General features: G+C 54.6%; 16 protein-coding genes and 1 tRNA gene. 8 read left to right on the forward strand and 9 right to left on the reverse strand.

Annotated elements, in window-relative coordinates; genetic code table 11:
- Positions 1-18 precede the first annotated feature (18 nt).
- The gene (locus ACSIPU_RS09680; RefSeq protein WP_004099821.1) at positions 19-1,254 is read right to left on the reverse strand and encodes an MFS transporter; all 1,236 of its coding nucleotides are present in this window, start codon (positions 1,252-1,254) and stop codon (positions 19-21) included.
- Between the two features lie 12 nt (positions 1,255-1,266).
- Positions 1,267-2,091 (reverse strand): MBL fold metallo-hydrolase, encoded by an 825-nt coding sequence (locus ACSIPU_RS09685; RefSeq protein ID WP_004099819.1) that lies wholly within the window; start codon positions 2,089-2,091, stop codon positions 1,267-1,269.
- 333 nt (positions 2,092-2,424) lie between these two features.
- Here ACSIPU_RS09685 and ACSIPU_RS09690 point away from each other — a divergent pair, with 333 nt between their 5' ends.
- A complete protein-coding gene (locus ACSIPU_RS09690) occupies positions 2,425-4,599 on the forward strand; it encodes an extracellular solute-binding protein (protein WP_196557717.1) in 2,175 nt (724 codons plus the stop codon).
- A 115-nt stretch (positions 4,600-4,714) separates the two neighbouring features.
- Here ACSIPU_RS09690 and ACSIPU_RS09695 read toward each other — a convergent pair whose 3' ends face one another.
- The 3 genes from ACSIPU_RS09695 to ACSIPU_RS09705 all read right to left on the reverse strand — a co-directional run bounded on the left by ACSIPU_RS09695 (position 4,715) and on the right by ACSIPU_RS09705 (position 6,204).
- Positions 4,715-5,011: a hypothetical protein gene (locus tag ACSIPU_RS09695; protein ID WP_072031392.1), complete on the reverse strand. Its 297-nt coding sequence runs from the start codon at positions 5,009-5,011 to the stop codon at positions 4,715-4,717.
- 198 nt (positions 5,012-5,209) lie between these two features.
- Positions 5,210-5,692 (reverse strand): hypothetical protein, encoded by a 483-nt coding sequence (locus ACSIPU_RS09700; RefSeq protein ID WP_004111080.1) that lies wholly within the window; start codon positions 5,690-5,692, stop codon positions 5,210-5,212.
- Between the two features lie 435 nt (positions 5,693-6,127).
- Positions 6,128-6,204 (reverse strand) — tRNA-Arg (locus ACSIPU_RS09705).
- Positions 6,205-6,546: 342 nt separating this feature from the next.
- On the opposite strand from ACSIPU_RS09705, the gene folD reads away from it, so the two are divergent.
- Positions 6,547-7,413, forward strand: a complete 867-nt coding sequence (gene folD / locus ACSIPU_RS09710) for a bifunctional methylenetetrahydrofolate dehydrogenase/methenyltetrahydrofolate cyclohydrolase FolD (RefSeq protein WP_004099791.1) — start codon at positions 6,547-6,549, stop codon at positions 7,411-7,413.
- 1 nt (position 7,414) lies between these two features.
- The gene (gene ybcJ / locus ACSIPU_RS09715) at positions 7,415-7,627 is read left to right on the forward strand and encodes a ribosome-associated protein YbcJ (RefSeq protein WP_004099787.1); all 213 of its coding nucleotides are present in this window, start codon (positions 7,415-7,417) and stop codon (positions 7,625-7,627) included.
- Positions 7,628-7,921: 294 nt separating this feature from the next.
- On the opposite strand, the gene cysS is transcribed toward ybcJ, so the two are convergent.
- Positions 7,922-9,307 carry a cysteine--tRNA ligase gene (gene cysS / locus ACSIPU_RS09720; RefSeq protein WP_004099777.1) on the reverse strand — a complete coding sequence of 462 codons (1,386 nt, stop codon included), beginning with the start codon at positions 9,305-9,307 and terminating at the stop codon, positions 7,922-7,924.
- Positions 9,308-9,480: 173 nt separating this feature from the next.
- Between cysS and ppiB the strand changes: the two genes are divergently transcribed.
- The 5 genes from ppiB (at position 9,481) to purK (ending at position 12,806) form a co-directional block, all read left to right on the forward strand.
- Positions 9,481-9,975 carry a peptidylprolyl isomerase B gene (gene ppiB, locus ACSIPU_RS09725; protein WP_004099775.1) on the forward strand — a complete coding sequence of 165 codons (495 nt, stop codon included), beginning with the start codon at positions 9,481-9,483 and terminating at the stop codon, positions 9,973-9,975.
- Between the two features lie 3 nt (positions 9,976-9,978).
- A complete protein-coding gene (lpxH, locus tag ACSIPU_RS09730; protein WP_024273860.1) occupies positions 9,979-10,701 on the forward strand; it encodes a UDP-2,3-diacylglucosamine diphosphatase in 723 nt (240 codons plus the stop codon).
- A 105-nt stretch (positions 10,702-10,806) separates the two neighbouring features.
- On the forward strand, positions 10,807-11,136 hold the full coding sequence (locus tag ACSIPU_RS09735) for a hypothetical protein (RefSeq protein ID WP_004099771.1): 330 nt from the start codon (positions 10,807-10,809) through the stop codon (positions 11,134-11,136).
- A gap of 96 nt (positions 11,137-11,232) precedes the next feature.
- Positions 11,233-11,742, forward strand: coding sequence for a 5-(carboxyamino)imidazole ribonucleotide mutase (gene purE / locus ACSIPU_RS09740; RefSeq protein WP_024273859.1), 510 nt, complete (start codon positions 11,233-11,235; stop codon positions 11,740-11,742).
- Positions 11,739-12,806 carry a 5-(carboxyamino)imidazole ribonucleotide synthase gene (gene purK / locus ACSIPU_RS09745; RefSeq protein ID WP_004111076.1) on the forward strand — a complete coding sequence of 356 codons (1,068 nt, stop codon included), beginning with the start codon at positions 11,739-11,741 and terminating at the stop codon, positions 12,804-12,806. Before purE ends, purK begins: the two co-directional genes overlap by 4 nt.
- A 263-nt stretch (positions 12,807-13,069) precedes the next feature.
- Here purK and ACSIPU_RS09750 read toward each other — a convergent pair whose 3' ends face one another.
- Genes ACSIPU_RS09750 through ACSIPU_RS09760 form a run of 3 tightly spaced genes read right to left on the reverse strand, consistent with a single transcriptional unit; the run spans position 13,070 to position 16,045 of the window.
- A complete protein-coding gene (locus tag ACSIPU_RS09750) occupies positions 13,070-13,963 on the reverse strand; it encodes a carbamate kinase (protein ID WP_004099766.1) in 894 nt (297 codons plus the stop codon).
- A gap of 9 nt (positions 13,964-13,972) precedes the next feature.
- Positions 13,973-14,776, reverse strand: coding sequence for a DUF2877 domain-containing protein (locus ACSIPU_RS09755; RefSeq protein WP_004099764.1), 804 nt, complete (start codon positions 14,774-14,776; stop codon positions 13,973-13,975).
- A gap of 9 nt (positions 14,777-14,785) precedes the next feature.
- The gene (locus tag ACSIPU_RS09760; RefSeq protein ID WP_004099762.1) at positions 14,786-16,045 is read right to left on the reverse strand and encodes a YlbE family protein; all 1,260 of its coding nucleotides are present in this window, start codon (positions 16,043-16,045) and stop codon (positions 14,786-14,788) included.
- Position 16,046: the final 1 nt, after the last annotated feature.

The following is a 16,046-nucleotide window of genomic DNA, read 5'->3' on the forward strand; positions in this document are numbered from 1 at the left end:
TGAAAGATCCGTTATCAATCAGGAGTTCGCTTTCTTCAATGCGAGATCCGTTTTGCGTTTTGACAGATCGTCGCGGAAGAAAATCAGGAAGAAGACGCTCACTACCGCGGCGACACCGGCTGAAACTAACCAGAATGTTTCCCATTGCGGTAACGCTTCCGGCCCTTGCTCTGTCACGGTACTGTTAAAAATCTGCCCGCAAACGGTAGAAGCAAACAGCAGCCCGACGCCGTTGGAGACGATAAACCTCAAGCTTTGCGCCTGCGCTTTGATCTCTGGCGCGGCTTTGCGGTCAACATAAATATCGCCGACGGTAAAGAAAAAGTCCCAGCAGAATCCCTGTAACATCAGGCCAATCAGCACAAACATCATGTTGGCATCCAGCGAGGCATGAGCAAACAACAGCGTGCGGATGATCCAGCAAACGGCCCCCAGCATCAGCGTGATTTTAAAGCCGGCTTTTAGTAAGAAGAACGAAAGCAGGAACATGAAAATCACTTCGCAGGCAATCCCGATCTGCATCATTGATGCGGCATTTTCGAACCCCAGCGCTTTCAAAAAGACCGGAATATAGGCGGAATATGCGGTTTTGGGGATCATTAAGACAAAGATACTCAGCATCAGCACGCTGAAGCTACGATCTTTGAAGAGTGCCAGAGCATCGAGACATAACAGATCGCGCAGCACAAAAGCGTTTCCTTTTGCTTTTGGCGGCGTATTCGGCAATGTGAAGCAATATAAGCCCAGGACGACGCCGGAAGCTGCCGCAATATACCAGGTAACGGTGTTGCCGGAATAGCCCATTTCACCAATGATAAAGCCGATTGCCATAAAGCCGAAGGTGCCAAAAACGCGGATGAATGGGAAATATTTAACCCCATTGATATGGCTGAAACTGATACTGTTAGCCAGCGCCGTTGTCGGATAAAACAGCAGACCGACCAGGAAAATCATGGTCAGCGTCATGCCGGTATTTTGCGCTTCAATAAATTGCGGAACAAACAGCAGAACGCCAGCATTGACTAAGTGCAGGATCGCCATGACCTTTTGTGACGCAAAGAAGCGATCGGCCACCATACCAATAAATAACGGTGAAATAATTGTCGCTAATCCGAGCAAGGCATAGGATGAGCCGATTATGGTCGCCATTCCATAGGTACTTAATACCAGCCCCATGGTCATATTCCAGGCGCCCTGCATAAAGTACTGTATGAACATCATAATTAACAGGCGTGGTGTTTTATTAAGGTCCATATTGCATATCCTTTATTGGTTAATGCTCAGGTTAAGCCCGTCCCAGGCGACAAGAATGTTCTCTTTATCGCATGCTGCTACTAGCTCATCGTGCAGGAGACCGCCGCTGTGTGAAATATGCGAGACGATAAGTTGACTTGTTTTCTTCAGGCAGCCCAGTTCCGCCAGTCTGTCTCTGGCAGCGAACACCGTTTCCAGACTCATATGGTTATTGGTACGATTTTCTCCATTAAAGCCGTAAGTACACTCCAGAACGGCCAGATCGATTTTTTTGCCTTCCAGCCACTGCCAGGTGAGCTCAGGAAACCAGCCAGAGTCATGACCGTAAAATATTGACTGGCCCTCTTTTTCGATAAACCAGGTATAACAAAGCTCCCATTTAGCATGGTTAGCCAGCAGCGGAGTTATCCGATAACCACGGGTTTCTACGGTGACGAAGGGCACCAGGCAATGAAAGGCAAAGCGCTCTGCGCTAAAGCCCGGCAAAACCTCTGCCGCACCGTTAATCGCACGATCGTTACCAAAGATATTCAGCGGATGGGTAATCTCAAATCCGTAACCCTCCATTCGGCTGAAAAGATCGCCGACGTTGAAATGATCGGGATGAGTATGGGTAAACAGAAGCGACCTGATTTCAGTTGCGTCCATGTCGTCGCGCAGCAGCTGCTGGCTAAATTCCGGCGCGACGTCAATCAACAGTTGATCATCAATAATCGCGGAAGAGTGTGTACGAATGTCTTTTCCCTTACGTATACGGGCTTGCTGACAATGCTCGCAGCGGCAAAACGGGTTAGGTATCCCTTCAGACGCTGCCGTTCCCAGAAAATGGATCTTCATGATTTCCTCTTATCACTAACAGGTTGCTGTTTTTATCATCAGAAATGTAATCAAACGTAATTGGAACGTGTCAATTATGATTCTGCCGTTTAACAGGAACAACGATCTTTTTTCCCAGAAGTGATCCCCTTCAAAAACTTATTGTATTTATCTTAAATTTCAACAAATTGTCATTTCTACTACATGGTTACTCGTCTCAAGCCGGAAAAGATTAATATTTTTAATGTCTATAAATCACACAAAATTATTTTGTAACGTTCAAATAACACCGGCAACGATAGTTTTCAGCGGTATGCCGTGCTAGCATCAACGCATGAGGGTAAGGATTAAAATATGCCAACAATCAAAGACATAGCAAAGATAGCCGGTGTGTCACACGGCACTGTCTCGAACGTACTTAATGGCAGAGGAAATGTCAGCGTTGAGAAGATTGAAGCGGTTCAACGAGCGGCTAAGGAAGTGGGCTATCAGTTAAATGCGCAGGCGCAATCGTTAAGAGCCAGTAAAAGCCAGGGGGTGGCGCTGCTGCTGCCAGACATTAATGCGGAGCAGTATTACCAGCTTTACCGGGGCTTACATCAGGTGTGTCAGCCATCATTAAGCGAACCGCTGGATCTTTACCTGACCAACGATCTGCCCAACCTGGAACTGGAGATTCTGCAAACGCTGGCGGCAAAATCTTACCAGACCATTGTTACCGTCAGCTGCCTGAGCAATAGCCAACCTTATTATGAAATGCTCAAGCTGCCCGCGGAACAGATCCTTTTTGCGTACCGACAACCTGCCGGAGCTGACAACTATTTCAGCCTCGATTACGTCACTGCGGGTGAACACCTTGCGAGAAGAGCGCTCGCGCAGCGGCCGGGCCATATCGGTATCTTCTGCGAACCCCTTGAATATGCTCATAGCGCATGTTTTATTCAGGCGATACAGGAGACCTGCCGGACAGTCAGTCCGCAGACTAAGCTCACCGTTTTATCCTCGCAGGCGGGCGAGTCTAACACCGTAGCGTTTGATTTTTTCCGCGGCGTTGCCCCCGATATTTTCATCACTCAGGATAGTGATAAAACGCGAGCCGTGACGCAGGCAGCCTGGTTTGGTAGCGCGCAGTCATGTCCACCGATACTGCAGTTGAGTGATAATCTTCCGGCAGCCTTCGACGGCGTCACAAACTACCAGATGGACTATGGTCGCCTGGGTACCGCCATCGCTTCCCATATTCGCCAGCCTAAAAAACAGGTAACGCATCGAATTCTGACAAATAGCGGATTTTCATTAGATGGCCAATCCGTCCAGCCGCCTGAGACCGAGGCGACGCTGAATATGTTAATTTTGCCCAGCCCCTCAACCGATGCGCTGAAAAAACTGTTACCTCACTTTTATCGTCAGACCGGTATCAAGGTAAATCTTGCGGTTTATCCTTATGATGAAGTGTTTGAAATTCTTTCCCATCTTCATCTGCATCCCTATTACGATCTCCTGCGCATCGATATGGCCTGTTTTCCCTGGTTTGCAGAAAAAGCGTTATTGCCGCTGGAGTCGATTTCCCCTGCGCTGCCGCAGCTGCTGACTCATTTTTCTGACCAGATTCGACAGCACTTCAGCATGGTGAATGGCACCGCGTGGGCCATCCCCTTTGATGCCAGTATGCAGCTCCTGTTTTACCGACGCGATCTCTTTGAAGATGCGACGATAAAACGGATGTTCTACGAAACGACGGGAAAAGAGTTAACGCTACCCGAAAACTTTGCGCAATTTGATGAGTTAGCGGCTTTCTTCAGTCGCCAGCATCAGCCGGATAACAGACTGCGCCCGATGGGCACGGCGGTGACCTTAGGCAGCTCAGGGCTTATCGCCACGGAATATCTGCTGCGTTACTACGCGCTCGGCGGACGTCTGGTTCGCGAAGGCGAACCGGTTCAACTGGAGACTTCGCTTGCCGCTACGGCGCTTGAACAGTACCTGCAACAGCTCTCCGTCGCCGTGAATCTCTCAGGAGAATGGTGGAGTGACGCCGTTAAGCAGTTTGAGCGCGGCAACCTCGCCATGTTGATCATGTATCTCAATTTGTTCAATGACGTCGCGCATAGCCCTATCGCCCCCACTATCGGCTATGCTTCAGTCCCGGGACAGCTTCCACAGTTGGGAGGGGGATCCATTGGGATGTCCCGCTACAGCAAAAAGAAAAAACAGGTTGAGCAGTTCTTCAACTGGCTTTATTCCGATGAAATTGCGCGTCATCTGGTTCTGCTCGGAGGAAACTGCGCCTGGTCACGGGTTTGTCACGATCAGAACGTCCTTAACCTCTATCCATGGTTTAATTTATTGAATGAAAAGGGCATGGTCGGGATAAGAGAGTCGCAGGGTACGCAGGGTAAGCCTTTCAACCTGCGCCAGGCAGAAATTATTATCGGCCAGGGCGTGACGAACGCGATAAATGGGATTATGGATGTCTCTCAGGCCGTGGAATACATTAACAGGCGAATAAAAAATGAAACCGGCGCCTGAGGCCAGGAAAGCGAGCGTGCCTCTGCCCTTTTTCCAGAGAGTCTGCGTGTTGCTGGACTCTCTGAAACCAGATTCCAGCGCAAACTACCGTTGCGTTTCCAGCGGAGATAAATCTCTATATTTGTTGAGATTGACGCCAGCGTTTAATCATCTCTTGAGTGACTTCTTTCTTATAACATACTGGCGCATAGCCTCCTGCTTTACTCCAGGCACTGCGCCTGCCGCAGGCGCTGCCGTTTCTCGCCCGATTAAACGGACAAGCGCAAACACCGGGGTAAGAAGCGATAGAAGCCTCAATAATTTGCTGCTTAACTTGATCATCAGTTAATTGCGGTGTTTTAGCAGCAGCAGCGCCGACGATAAAAGTGCACAGCAACGCTAACACGGCGGTAACGGGTCGTTTAACGGCCATAATGATTGCTCTTGTGAGAGAGGACATCTCAAATTACGCGGCAGCAAGAAACAGCATATTGATCTTTCTCAATAGTGCCGAATATCTCTGAAAGTATTTTTGGTAACGTCACAAGAAATCGTTATGCAGTCGATCTGCCTGCAGCTTGCACGCAGATCCTGTACTAAAAAGTGCCTCAGCTCGAATCTTATTCCGCGCCTATTCATGGCCTTTAGCTTGAATATATTCGCCAATCGTCATTTTCGAATCGCGAATCCGATCGGAAATTTTACGGAAGCTATCTTTCCATTCTGCAGGTAATTTTTTTATCTGAGCTATCTTACAAGCTACACTATAAGGAGTGCGCCCAAGCTTTTCAGCCAGCCAGAAGAGATGCTCTCCTATCTCCTCCTCCGGAATAGGCTCTAATACTTCCCGTAGCATGGACTCATCATTGTCATTCCAGGGTATGCCAGCGTTTGGAAACCGTGGATCAATAACCTTTTCTTTCTTTTCTCCACTCTTTTTTATCGACGAAGATTTTTGTGAAGACACTATAGCAACACGTGCTTTCATCGCCCCGATGGCGGCAACAGCCCGGACCAAATCAAGGCGTTCCGTGCGTGTTAACAAATTTTCATCGCAAATTAAATCATTCAGCAAATCAATTATTTCATTGAGATTATCTTCAGTTATCTTCATATTCTGTCCTTAGCGGCATGTTCCATGATTGAATGCTATAGCATCCTCATAGTTTCATATATTTCATCCGACCCGGCATGTTATGTGATTCAATGGCGAATATACTAACTCAAATATTTTAGACTGTATCTGCTTATATTACTGCGCATCCCTCAATCAACGAAAGACCTACTGCTGTAGCCAATCGATGCAATTCGCCACCATTAATGAGTTGGTATTATCTCTCATTTGGCTCTGCCGATCCTTTCTTTGGTGGATTGAGGGCTATGAGCCCCTATTCGCCTGCATGAAATAAGCCTGTAAAAGTCCTCTGCACCGCCCTGATTCGTTTACACCTGCGTCGGTTTCGATAAAGCCAGTGATAGAAAAGGACTCATTCCAGGGAGTAAAAAGGTAAGGGAAGAGGATTGGGCAGAGGATGCTTAACGAAAAAAATGGTACGCCCTACAGGGTTCGAACCTGTGACCTACGGCTTAGAAGGCCGTTGCTCTATCCAGCTGAGCTAAGGGCGCATTGAGAAGCGGGAGCTTCGTGATGTGCAATCGCCGGAATTATACGGTCCACGCCTGATGAGTCAATGTATTTTGCCGCGAAACTGCGGTTGTCTGCGCAACCTGCCTGGTTTAGCTGCGAAAGGAGTATAAAGTTTATTCAACCTTATGTTTATGCACGCTAACTTTGCTTTCGACTCCATGCGCTTTTTGGCTCCGCTCGCGGCAGGATTATGCAGGGATTGCAGCGGTCGCCTTACCAAAGCAAGATAAAATCTTAAACGAAGACTGACAGCGAGGCTGGCTTCTGACAAAATATCGCCATCCCCCTTTCGTAAAGATACAGATGGAATCCTCTCTCTGATGGCAGCAAAAATTATTGACGGTAAAACGATTGCGCAGCAGGTACGCTCTGAGGTTGCGGAAAAAGTGAAGGCTCGCGTGGCGGCCGGATTTCGAGCACCAGGCCTGGCCGTCGTGCTGGTCGGCAGCAACCCGGCATCGCAGATTTATGTCGGCAGCAAGCGCAAAGCGTGTGAAGAGGTAGGCTTCGTCTCCCGCTCGTACGATCTCCCGGAAACCACCAGCGAAGCAGAGCTGCTGGAACTTATCGACACCCTGAATGCGGATAGCGCTATCGACGGCATCCTGGTTCAGCTGCCGCTGCCCGCCGGCATTGATAATGTCAAAGTGCTGGAGCGCATTTCGCCGGACAAAGACGTTGACGGTTTCCACCCGTATAACGTTGGCCGCCTGTGCCAGCGCGCCCCGCGCCTGCGTCCATGCACGCCGCGCGGGATCGTCACGCTGCTCGAGCGTTACAACATTGATACCTACGGCCTGAACGCGGTGGTCATTGGCGCCTCCAACATCGTCGGACGCCCGATGAGCATGGAGCTGCTGCTGGCAGGCTGTACTACCACCGTAACCCACCGTTTTACCAAAAACCTGCGTCATCACGTTGAAAACGCCGATCTGCTGATTGTGGCTGTAGGTAAACCGGGCTTTATTCCGGGCGAGTGGATTAAAGAAGGCGCGATCGTGATCGATGTCGGGATTAACCGCCTGGAAAGCGGCAAAGTGGTTGGCGATGTCGTTTATGAAGATGCCGCCGCGCGCGCGTCGTACATTACGCCGGTTCCCGGCGGCGTCGGCCCGATGACCGTAGCCACGCTCATTCAGAACACGCTGCAGGCGTGTGAAGAGTATCACGATATTCAGGAGGCCTGAGATGGCGAATTTTTCTTTAGGCAAACACCCGCACGTTGAACTGTGCGATCTGCTGAAGCTGGAAGGCTGGAGCGAAAGCGGCGCGCAGGCTAAAATCGCTATCGCCGACGGTCTGGTCAAAGTCGACGGTGCGGTGGAAACCCGTAAACGCTGTAAAATCGTCGCCGGTCAGACGGTCAGCTTTGAAGGTCAGAGCGTTACCGTTACCGAGTAAAACGTTCAGGCGCCGCAACCGGCGCCTGTCCCCCCATCCCGACAGATGGTCTCTCGTTTTCCTGCACTTCAGTCAGCGCCGCCATCTTCCGATACCACGTCCTTTGTAGCACAGCCGGTCCCCTGGCGGCCTCCGGCAACCTGCACTTCCGCCTGACACCACTTCTCCCCGACGAACGCTTCAGCCGCTGGTTGGGAGCGTGCGAAGGCGAAATCAGGACCGCGCTTCGTTTCTTAGCCTGAGTCAGGGCAAAAAAATGCCGGGGATGGCCCCGGCTAAAAAGAGAGAATGAGACTACTTACGGCGCCAGGTGGTACCCTGCGGGCCATCTTCCAGCACGATGCCCATCTCATTGAGACGGTCACGCGCGGCATCCGCCGCCGCCCAATCTTTCGCTTTACGCGCGTCCAGACGTTGCTGAATCAAAGACTCGATTTCCGCCACTTCCCCGTCGTCCGCCTGCGCGCCGCTCTGCAGGAAGGCATCCGGCTCCTGTTCGAGCAGACCGAGCACCGCAGAGAGCTTACGCATATGCGCCGCCATCGCGTTGGCCGCGGCGGCATCTTCGGTTTTCAGGCGGTTAACCTCACGCGCCATATCAAACAGCACGGAATAAGCCTCCGGAGTATTAAAATCGTCGTCCATCGCTTCAATGAAGCGCGCTTCAAACGCTTCGCCGCCGGCCGGCGCTGCGGTTTTATCGGTTCCGCGCAGCGCGGTATACAGACGCTCCAGCGCGGAACGCGCCTGTTTTAAGTTCTCTTCGCTGTAGTTCAGCTGACTGCGATAGTGGCCGGACATCAGGAAGTAGCGAATGGTTTCCGCGTCATAGAACTTCAGGACGTCGCGCACGGTAAAGAAGTTGCCCAGCGATTTTGACATCTTCTCGCGGTCAACCATCACCATCCCGGAGTGCATCCAGTAGTTCACGTACTCGCCGTCGTGGGCGCAGGTGGACTGGGCGATTTCGTTTTCATGGTGCGGAAACATCAGATCCGAACCACCGCCGTGAATATCAAAATGGTTGCCCAGCTGTTTGCAGTTCATCGCTGAACACTCAATGTGCCAGCCTGGACGGCCCGCGCCCCACGGCGACGGCCAGCTTGGCTCGCCCTCTTTCGACATTTTCCACAGCACAAAGTCCATTGGATTATGCTTGACGTCAACGACATCAACGCGCGCGCCGGCCTGCAGCTGGTCGAGATCCTGACGCGACAGCTGGCCATAGTTCGGATCGGTTGGGACATCGAACATAACGTCGCCGTTGTCGGCAACATACGCGTGGCCTTTAGCGATCAGCTGCTCGGTAATCTCAATAATTTCCGCAATGTGATGAGTCGCTCGCGGCTCCATATCCGGGCGCAGGATATTCAGCGCGTCGAAGTCTTTGTGCATCTCGGCAATCATGCGGTCCACCAGCGCAACAAAGCTCTCGCCGTTTTCATTGGCACGCTTGATGATTTTGTCGTCAATGTCGGTGATGTTGCGCACATACTTTAGCTTGTAGCCTAAAAAACGCAGATAACGCGCAACCACGTCGAAGGAGACGAAGGTACGGCCATGGCCGATGTGACAGAGGTCGTAAACGGTAATACCACACACGTACATGCCAACTTCCCCGGCATGGATAGGTTTAAATTCTTCTTTTTGGCGCGTCAGTGTATTAAAAATTTTTAACATCGAAGATTCCGTGTAGACGTGTGTGGATATAAGTCGCGTATTCTAACCTTAATTCAACCCCGAAGCAGCACACATTGCAAGGTGATCCAACCTCGCGGTTATGCTATAACAGCCCCCTATATCTCACCCGACACCGGGTGCAGGCACCACAATCATCGGAACAGGATGCAAAAATGGTTACTTTCCACACCAATCATGGCGATATCGTAATCAAGACGTTTGACGACAAAGCGCCGGAAACAGTTAAAAACTTCCTGGACTACTGTCGTGAAGGTTTCTACGACAACACCATTTTCCACCGTGTCATCAACGGTTTTATGATTCAGGGCGGCGGTTTTGAGCCGGGCATGAATCAGAAAACCACCAAATCTCCTATTCAGAACGAAGCTAACAACGGTCTGAAAAACACCCGCGGCACCCTGGCAATGGCCCGTACTCAGGCGCCTCACTCCGCCACCGCGCAGTTCTTCATCAACGTCGCCGATAACGACTTCCTGAACTTCTCCGGCGAAAGCCTGCAGGGTTGGGGCTACTGCGTATTCGCAGAAGTCGTTGAGGGTATGGACGTGGTCGACAAAATCAAAGCGGTCGCCACCGGCCGCAGCGGCATGCATCAGGATGTGCCGAAAGAAGATGTTGTGATCAAAAGCGTCACCGTCAGCGAATAATTCGTGGCGACACTTTTTATTGCGGATTTACATCTGCAAACGGAAGAACCGGCGATTACCGCCGGTTTTCTGCGCTTTTTACAGGGGGAAGCCCGCAAGGCGGACGCCCTGTATATCCTCGGCGACCTGTTTGAAGCCTGGATCGGCGATGACGATCCCAACCCGCTGCATCGGCAAATCGCTTCAGCGCTGAAAGCGCTGGTCGATTCCGGCGTCCCCTGCTACTTCCTTCACGGCAACCGCGATTTTCTCGTCGGTCAGCGCTTTGCCCGCGAAAGCGCCATGACCCTGCTGCCGGAAGAGAAGCTTCTCGACCTCTACGGGCGCAAGGTGCTGATTATGCACGGCGACACCCTCTGCACCGACGATGCAGGCTATCTGGCGTTTCGCGCGAAAGTGCACAATCCCTGGATCCAACGCCTGTTTCTGGCCCTACCGCTGTTTATCCGCCGCCGTATCGCTGCCAGAATGCGCGCCGACAGCAAAGCGGCTAACAGCAGCAAGTCGATGGAAATTATGGATGTGAATCCGCAGGCGGTCGTTGACGTTATGGAAAAACATCACGTTCAATGGCTAATTCACGGGCATACGCACCGTCCTGCCGTCCATCCGCTAGAAGCCAACGGTCAATCCGCATATCGCGTGGTTCTGGGCGCATGGCATCACGAAGGCTCCATGGTCAAAGTGACGGCCGAAAAGGTCGAACTGATTCAGTTCCCCTTCTGAGTTCCAGCAAGCACTATTCCGAAAATACTCTTCAGGCAGCAGAATGGCTGTCCTGACGTTTAACCCCAGGTTAATTTTCCAGCAAACCACACTCAAGGAACGAGCATGCAAAAATGGAGTCAGCCCCTAATTTGGGGCATGGTTATCGCCGTCATCGGCCCGATTACCGCCAGCTATTTTGGTCTGGTGTTTATCTACTTCGGTTCGCTGACCGTGCTGGGAATCGCAGCGCTACTTTGGATCCTCTATTTTTACGCAATTTATCTGCTTTGTACGCGGCCGCACGATGAGCGCTTTGTGCAAATCTACATGCTGGTCATGAGCATTCTTATGCTGCCCTGGGGAGTGGTGCTGGTTTTTACCTTTTTTGCCAGCGCGACCACCGCCCATAACCGGCGCGTTGCCCCCAGTCACGACGAGACAAAAGAGGGCTAGCCATGCGCACGCAACCGTTTTCCTTGCCGGGAGTTCATGCTATTCTCTGTGGCCTCTAAAGCAGTGTGCAACACACCCACAGGAGTTTTAAGACGCATGTCTTCCCGCAATAATTCGGCGCGTATCGCCATCGTGATGGGGTCCAAAAGCGACTGGGCTACCATGCAGTTTACCGCAGAAATCCTTGATGCCCTGAACGTTCCGTACCATGTCGAAGTGGTCTCCGCCCACCGCACCCCCGATAAACTGTTCAGCTTCGCCGAAGGCGCGCAAGGCAATGGTTTTCAGGTGATTATTGCCGGTGCGGGCGGCGCGGCGCATCTGCCGGGCATGATTGCGGCGAAAACGCTGGTGCCGGTGTTGGGCGTGCCGGTGCAGAGCGCAGCGCTGAGCGGCGTAGACAGCCTCTACTCCATCGTTCAGATGCCGCGCGGTATCCCGGTTGGTACGCTGGCTATCGGTAAAGCCGGTGCCGCCAACGCCGCCCTGCTGGCGGCGCAGATCCTCGCCCAGCACGATGCGGAACTGCACCAGCGCCTCAGCGCCTGGCGCCAGGCGCAAACCGATGAAGTGCTGGATAACCCGGATCCGCGGGGTGCGGCATGAAACAAGTTTGCGTTCTCGGTAACGGCCAGCTAGGCCGAATGCTGCGCCAGGCTGGCGAACCGCTGGGTATTGCGGTCTGGCCGGTCGGTCTCGAAGCCGACCCGGAAGCGGTGCCGGTACAGCAAAGCGTGATTACCGCAGAGATTGAACGCTGGCCGGAAACGGCGCTGACCCGCGAGCTGGCGCGTCATTCCGCCTTCGTCAACCGCGACGTTTTTCCGGTTATCGCCGACCGTCTGACGCAAAAGCAGCTGTTCGATAAGCTGGAGCTCGCTACCGCGCCGTGGCAGCTTCTGGCGGAGAAAAGCGAATGGCCGACGGTATTCGCCCGTCTCGGCGAGCTGGCTATCGTTAAGCGCCGCGTCGGCGGCTATGATGGCCGCGGTCAGTGGCGTTTGCGGGAAAATGAAACCGCGCAGCTGCCGGATGATAACTACGGCGAGTGTATCGTTGAGCAGGGGATTAACTTCTCCGCCGAAGTGTCGCTGGTCGGCGCACGCGCCCGGGACGGCAGCACGGTCTTCTATCCGCTGACCCGCAACCTGCATCAGGACGGTATTTTACGCGCCAGCGTCGCCTTTCCGCAGGCCAACGCCCGTCAGCAGGCGCAGGCCGAGCAGATGCTGTCGGCGATCATGAATGAGCTGGGCTACGTTGGCGTGATGGCGATGGAGTGTTTTGTCACCGCTGATGGTCTGCTGATTAACGAACTGGCGCCGCGCGTGCACAATAGCGGCCACTGGACGCAGAACGGCGCGTCCATCAGCCAGTTTGAGCTTCATCTGCGGGCGATTACCGATCTGCCGCTGCCGCCGCCGGTAGTGAACAGCCCGTCGGTGATGATCAACCTGATCGGTACCGATCTCAACTATGACTGGCTGAAGCTACCGCTGGTGCATCTGCACTGGTACGACAAAGAGGTGCGTCCGGGACGTAAAGTCGGTCACCTGAACCTGACCGACAGCGATACCGATCGCCTGAGCGCGACGCTGGAAGCGCTGAAGCCGCTGCTGCCGCCGGAATACGCCAGCGGTGTATTCTGGGCGCAGGCGCAGCTGGCGTAATCCAGCTCTCCATAGTCCCGGAGGCGGTGCTGCGCACCTGTCCGGGCTACCTCTCTGGCATAATCCTTCGCCAGAATCCCGGCTTGCGGCGCGCTTCGCCTTAGCCGGGCTACCAGACCAACCATCATTTGCCCCGTAGCCATTCAACCAAATCCGCAAACCGCACGAACATGTAGCCCGGGCAAGGCGCGTCGAGCGCCGCCCCCGGGGAAAGAGCGCAGGATATTTCAGCGTCTGCTTCGCCGCGTGATTTTATCTGTGCATCAGGGCTTAATGCAGGTTCCCGCCAGCCCGGCAAGGGTGTCATCGATACGCGACAGCGCCCCAATCCACGCCCGCTTGCCCCGACGGCGCACGTAGCCGCTTACCGCCGCGATTTTCGGCCCCATCGCGCCGTCGTCGCGGACAAAAGGCGCCAGCTCTTCCGGCGTCGCTTCGCGGATCGGTCGCTGCATGGGGGTGCCCCAATGTTCATATACCGCATCCGCGTCGGTCAGGATCGCCAGGCCATCGGCATCAATCTGCTCCGCCAGCAGCGCGGCAGCGAGGTCTTTATCAATCACCGCCTCTGCGCCATGCCCGCTCTCAAGCACCGGAATTCCGCCGCCGCCGCAGCATATCACCACGTGCCCCTCACCCAGCAGACGCTCAATCGACTCGCTCTCCTCAATCCTCACCGGCGTCGGCGAAGGAACCACCCGACGCACATATTTACCGTCGCGCTTCATCCTCCAGCCGTACTCATCTTCCAGCCGTTTTTGCAGCTCCGGATCGTAAACCGGACCAATAAACTTCTCCGGCGCCGAAAAGGCCGGATCGTTTGACGAGACTGTAATGCGGGTCATCACCGTCGATACCGGCGGCATGAGTGATTCCTGCGCCAGGCGCTGGGCCAGCATATAGCCAATCATGCCCTGGCTCTCCGCGACCAGCACGTCCAGCGGATAGGGCTCAACGTCGCCGTAGGCCAGATTTTGCAGCGCCAGCAGACCCACCTGCGGCCCGTTGCCGTGCACAATGGCCAGCCGATACGTCTGCGCCAGACGCGCCAGCGCGGGAACCGCGCTATCGATATTGCGGTACTGATTTTCTACGGTCAGCGCTTCCCCGCGCTGTAATAAAGCGTTGCCGCCAAGGGCAACAACCAGCGTTTTCATAAAAAGTCCTTAGATAAGATGTTGCGCCAGCCAGAATCCCAGAAGCGTGTCGGCGCCGGAGGTATGCCCCATCGCCAGCAGCGCTTCGACGGCGGGCTCGAGACGTCGTCCACGTTGCAGGGCGCAGGCAAAATGCATCAGCGGCGAAGCGAAGCGCCCCTCGCTGGCATAGCGTAAATAGTTGACGCTCACCTGAGTGGTGGCCGCGCGCAGATCGCCGGAGGCGCGAAAAAATGCCCTTCCGCCGCAGGGTGACATACGCCCCGAGCGCCACGCCGCCAGCATCATGCCGATCAGCATGTCGTCCAGGCTGGGCGTCAGGCCCGGCCCCTTGCCCAGCCACAGCCGCCAGTCGACGGCGTTGCCGGCCAGCGCGGAGGCAAAACAGTGGCGAAGCTGGCGCAGCTCGGGATGCTGCCGCAGCTCAATAGCCTGCGACAGCGGCCCGAACAGCCCGGTCTCCTCCGGTCGACTCATCAGCGCTGGCGGGAGATAAGCGTTTACGGATTGACAGCGGAGCCGCAGGGAGCAGCGCCTGCGCGGCGGCATCAGCAAAAGATCGCCGACCTGAATACCGTCATTCCGCGCTATCGGCGACGCCCCCGTCCGCAGCGCCGCGTGCAGCCGGATAAAATCGCGATGACGAACAACCCATCCGCCGGGGCTCACGCCCTGCCCCCGATGATGCAGCGTCAGCAGCGCGCCGCCTGCAACGTAGAGGTTAATGGTGCGCCGCCAGAGGCCGCCGGTTCGCCACGGTTGGCGATGATCCGGCGCATCGACGCTGCCTATCAGCGGACGAATCCTCTCCATCGCGCTACCTCAGCTCACGCCCAGTTCGTCCGCCAGCGCTTCCAGCGCCTGCTCGAAACAGGCCAGCGGCGCTCTGACGGTTCCGGCGCCAATCTGGCCGATCCCCGCTTCTTTATGGGCGATCCCGGTGTTAATGAGCGGCGTAATGCCGGTTTCAACCACCCGGCGAATATCCAGTCCGAGACAGGCGCCCTGGAAATCCCAGCCAGGAATCTGCAGCTGCATATTGCGCTCAAGGAAGATTTCCGCCATCTCCTCCGAAACGGATTTTGCCGCCTCCATTCCGCCAGCGCCGACAAAGCGGGTCACCCCCGGCGCCGCAATCATCGCCGCGCCGCCGATGCCGAAGGTTTCGGTAATGGCGCTGTCGCCCATATCCGGGTTGGCCTGTTCCTGAGAGAAACCGGTAAAGAACAGCCCCTGCGGCGTATTCACCGGTGCGGTAAACCAGCGGTCGCCCAGTCCGCTAACGCGAATACCGAACATATCGCCATTGCGGGTCATCGCGGTGACAATACTGCCGGCGCGGATCTGCGCCCCGGCATCCATCGCTGATTTGCAGTAGGCCATCGCCAGGTTGAGGAAGAACTGATCGGTGATGGCGAGAAAATCCATCACTTCGGCGATCTGTTGTTTGTCGTGGTCGAGTCGCGCCAGATGCGGTGCCAGCGTGCGCATCAGCAGCGCGGAGGTGGCGATATTGCGCTGGTGGAACTCATCGCCCATGGTGATGCCCTGCGCCATCATCGCGGTGAGATCAATGCCGCGCGTCATCTGTTTCAGCGCCGCACTGAGAACGGGCATCAGCACATCGCGCATCCAGCGCAGGCGCTGCTGCACATCTTCGCCGTAGGCGCCGAAACGCATCACCTTGCCAATGCCTTCGTTCAGGTTGCAATACGCGCGGTTACCTTCGGCGATGTTCTCCACGACCAGCATCGGCATATTCGGCGAAGTAATACCGCCCATCGGCCCTACGGCATTAACGTGGTGGCAGGGAATAAAGGTAATCTCGCCGTTTTCCAGCATCGCGTGGGCCGTTTTCTCATCCTGCGCCCAGCCTTCGAACAGGCAGGCGCCAATGCAGGCCCCTTTCATCGGACCGGTCATCTCCTGCCAGCGCATCGGCGGCCCGGCGTGGAGCAGCGTTTTGTTTTGATTCAGCGCCCCGATTAAAGAACCCGCCGGCTTCACATCCAGCCAGTGCGGACGTGCATTACGAATTCGTTCTATTACTGCGTCATTGGCCTGCGCCACTGATGTAAACATA

It is taken from the genome of Klebsiella sp. HN106, from assembly GCF_051209435.1.
Taxonomy (GTDB): domain Bacteria; phylum Pseudomonadota; class Gammaproteobacteria; order Enterobacterales; family Enterobacteriaceae; genus Klebsiella; species Klebsiella oxytoca.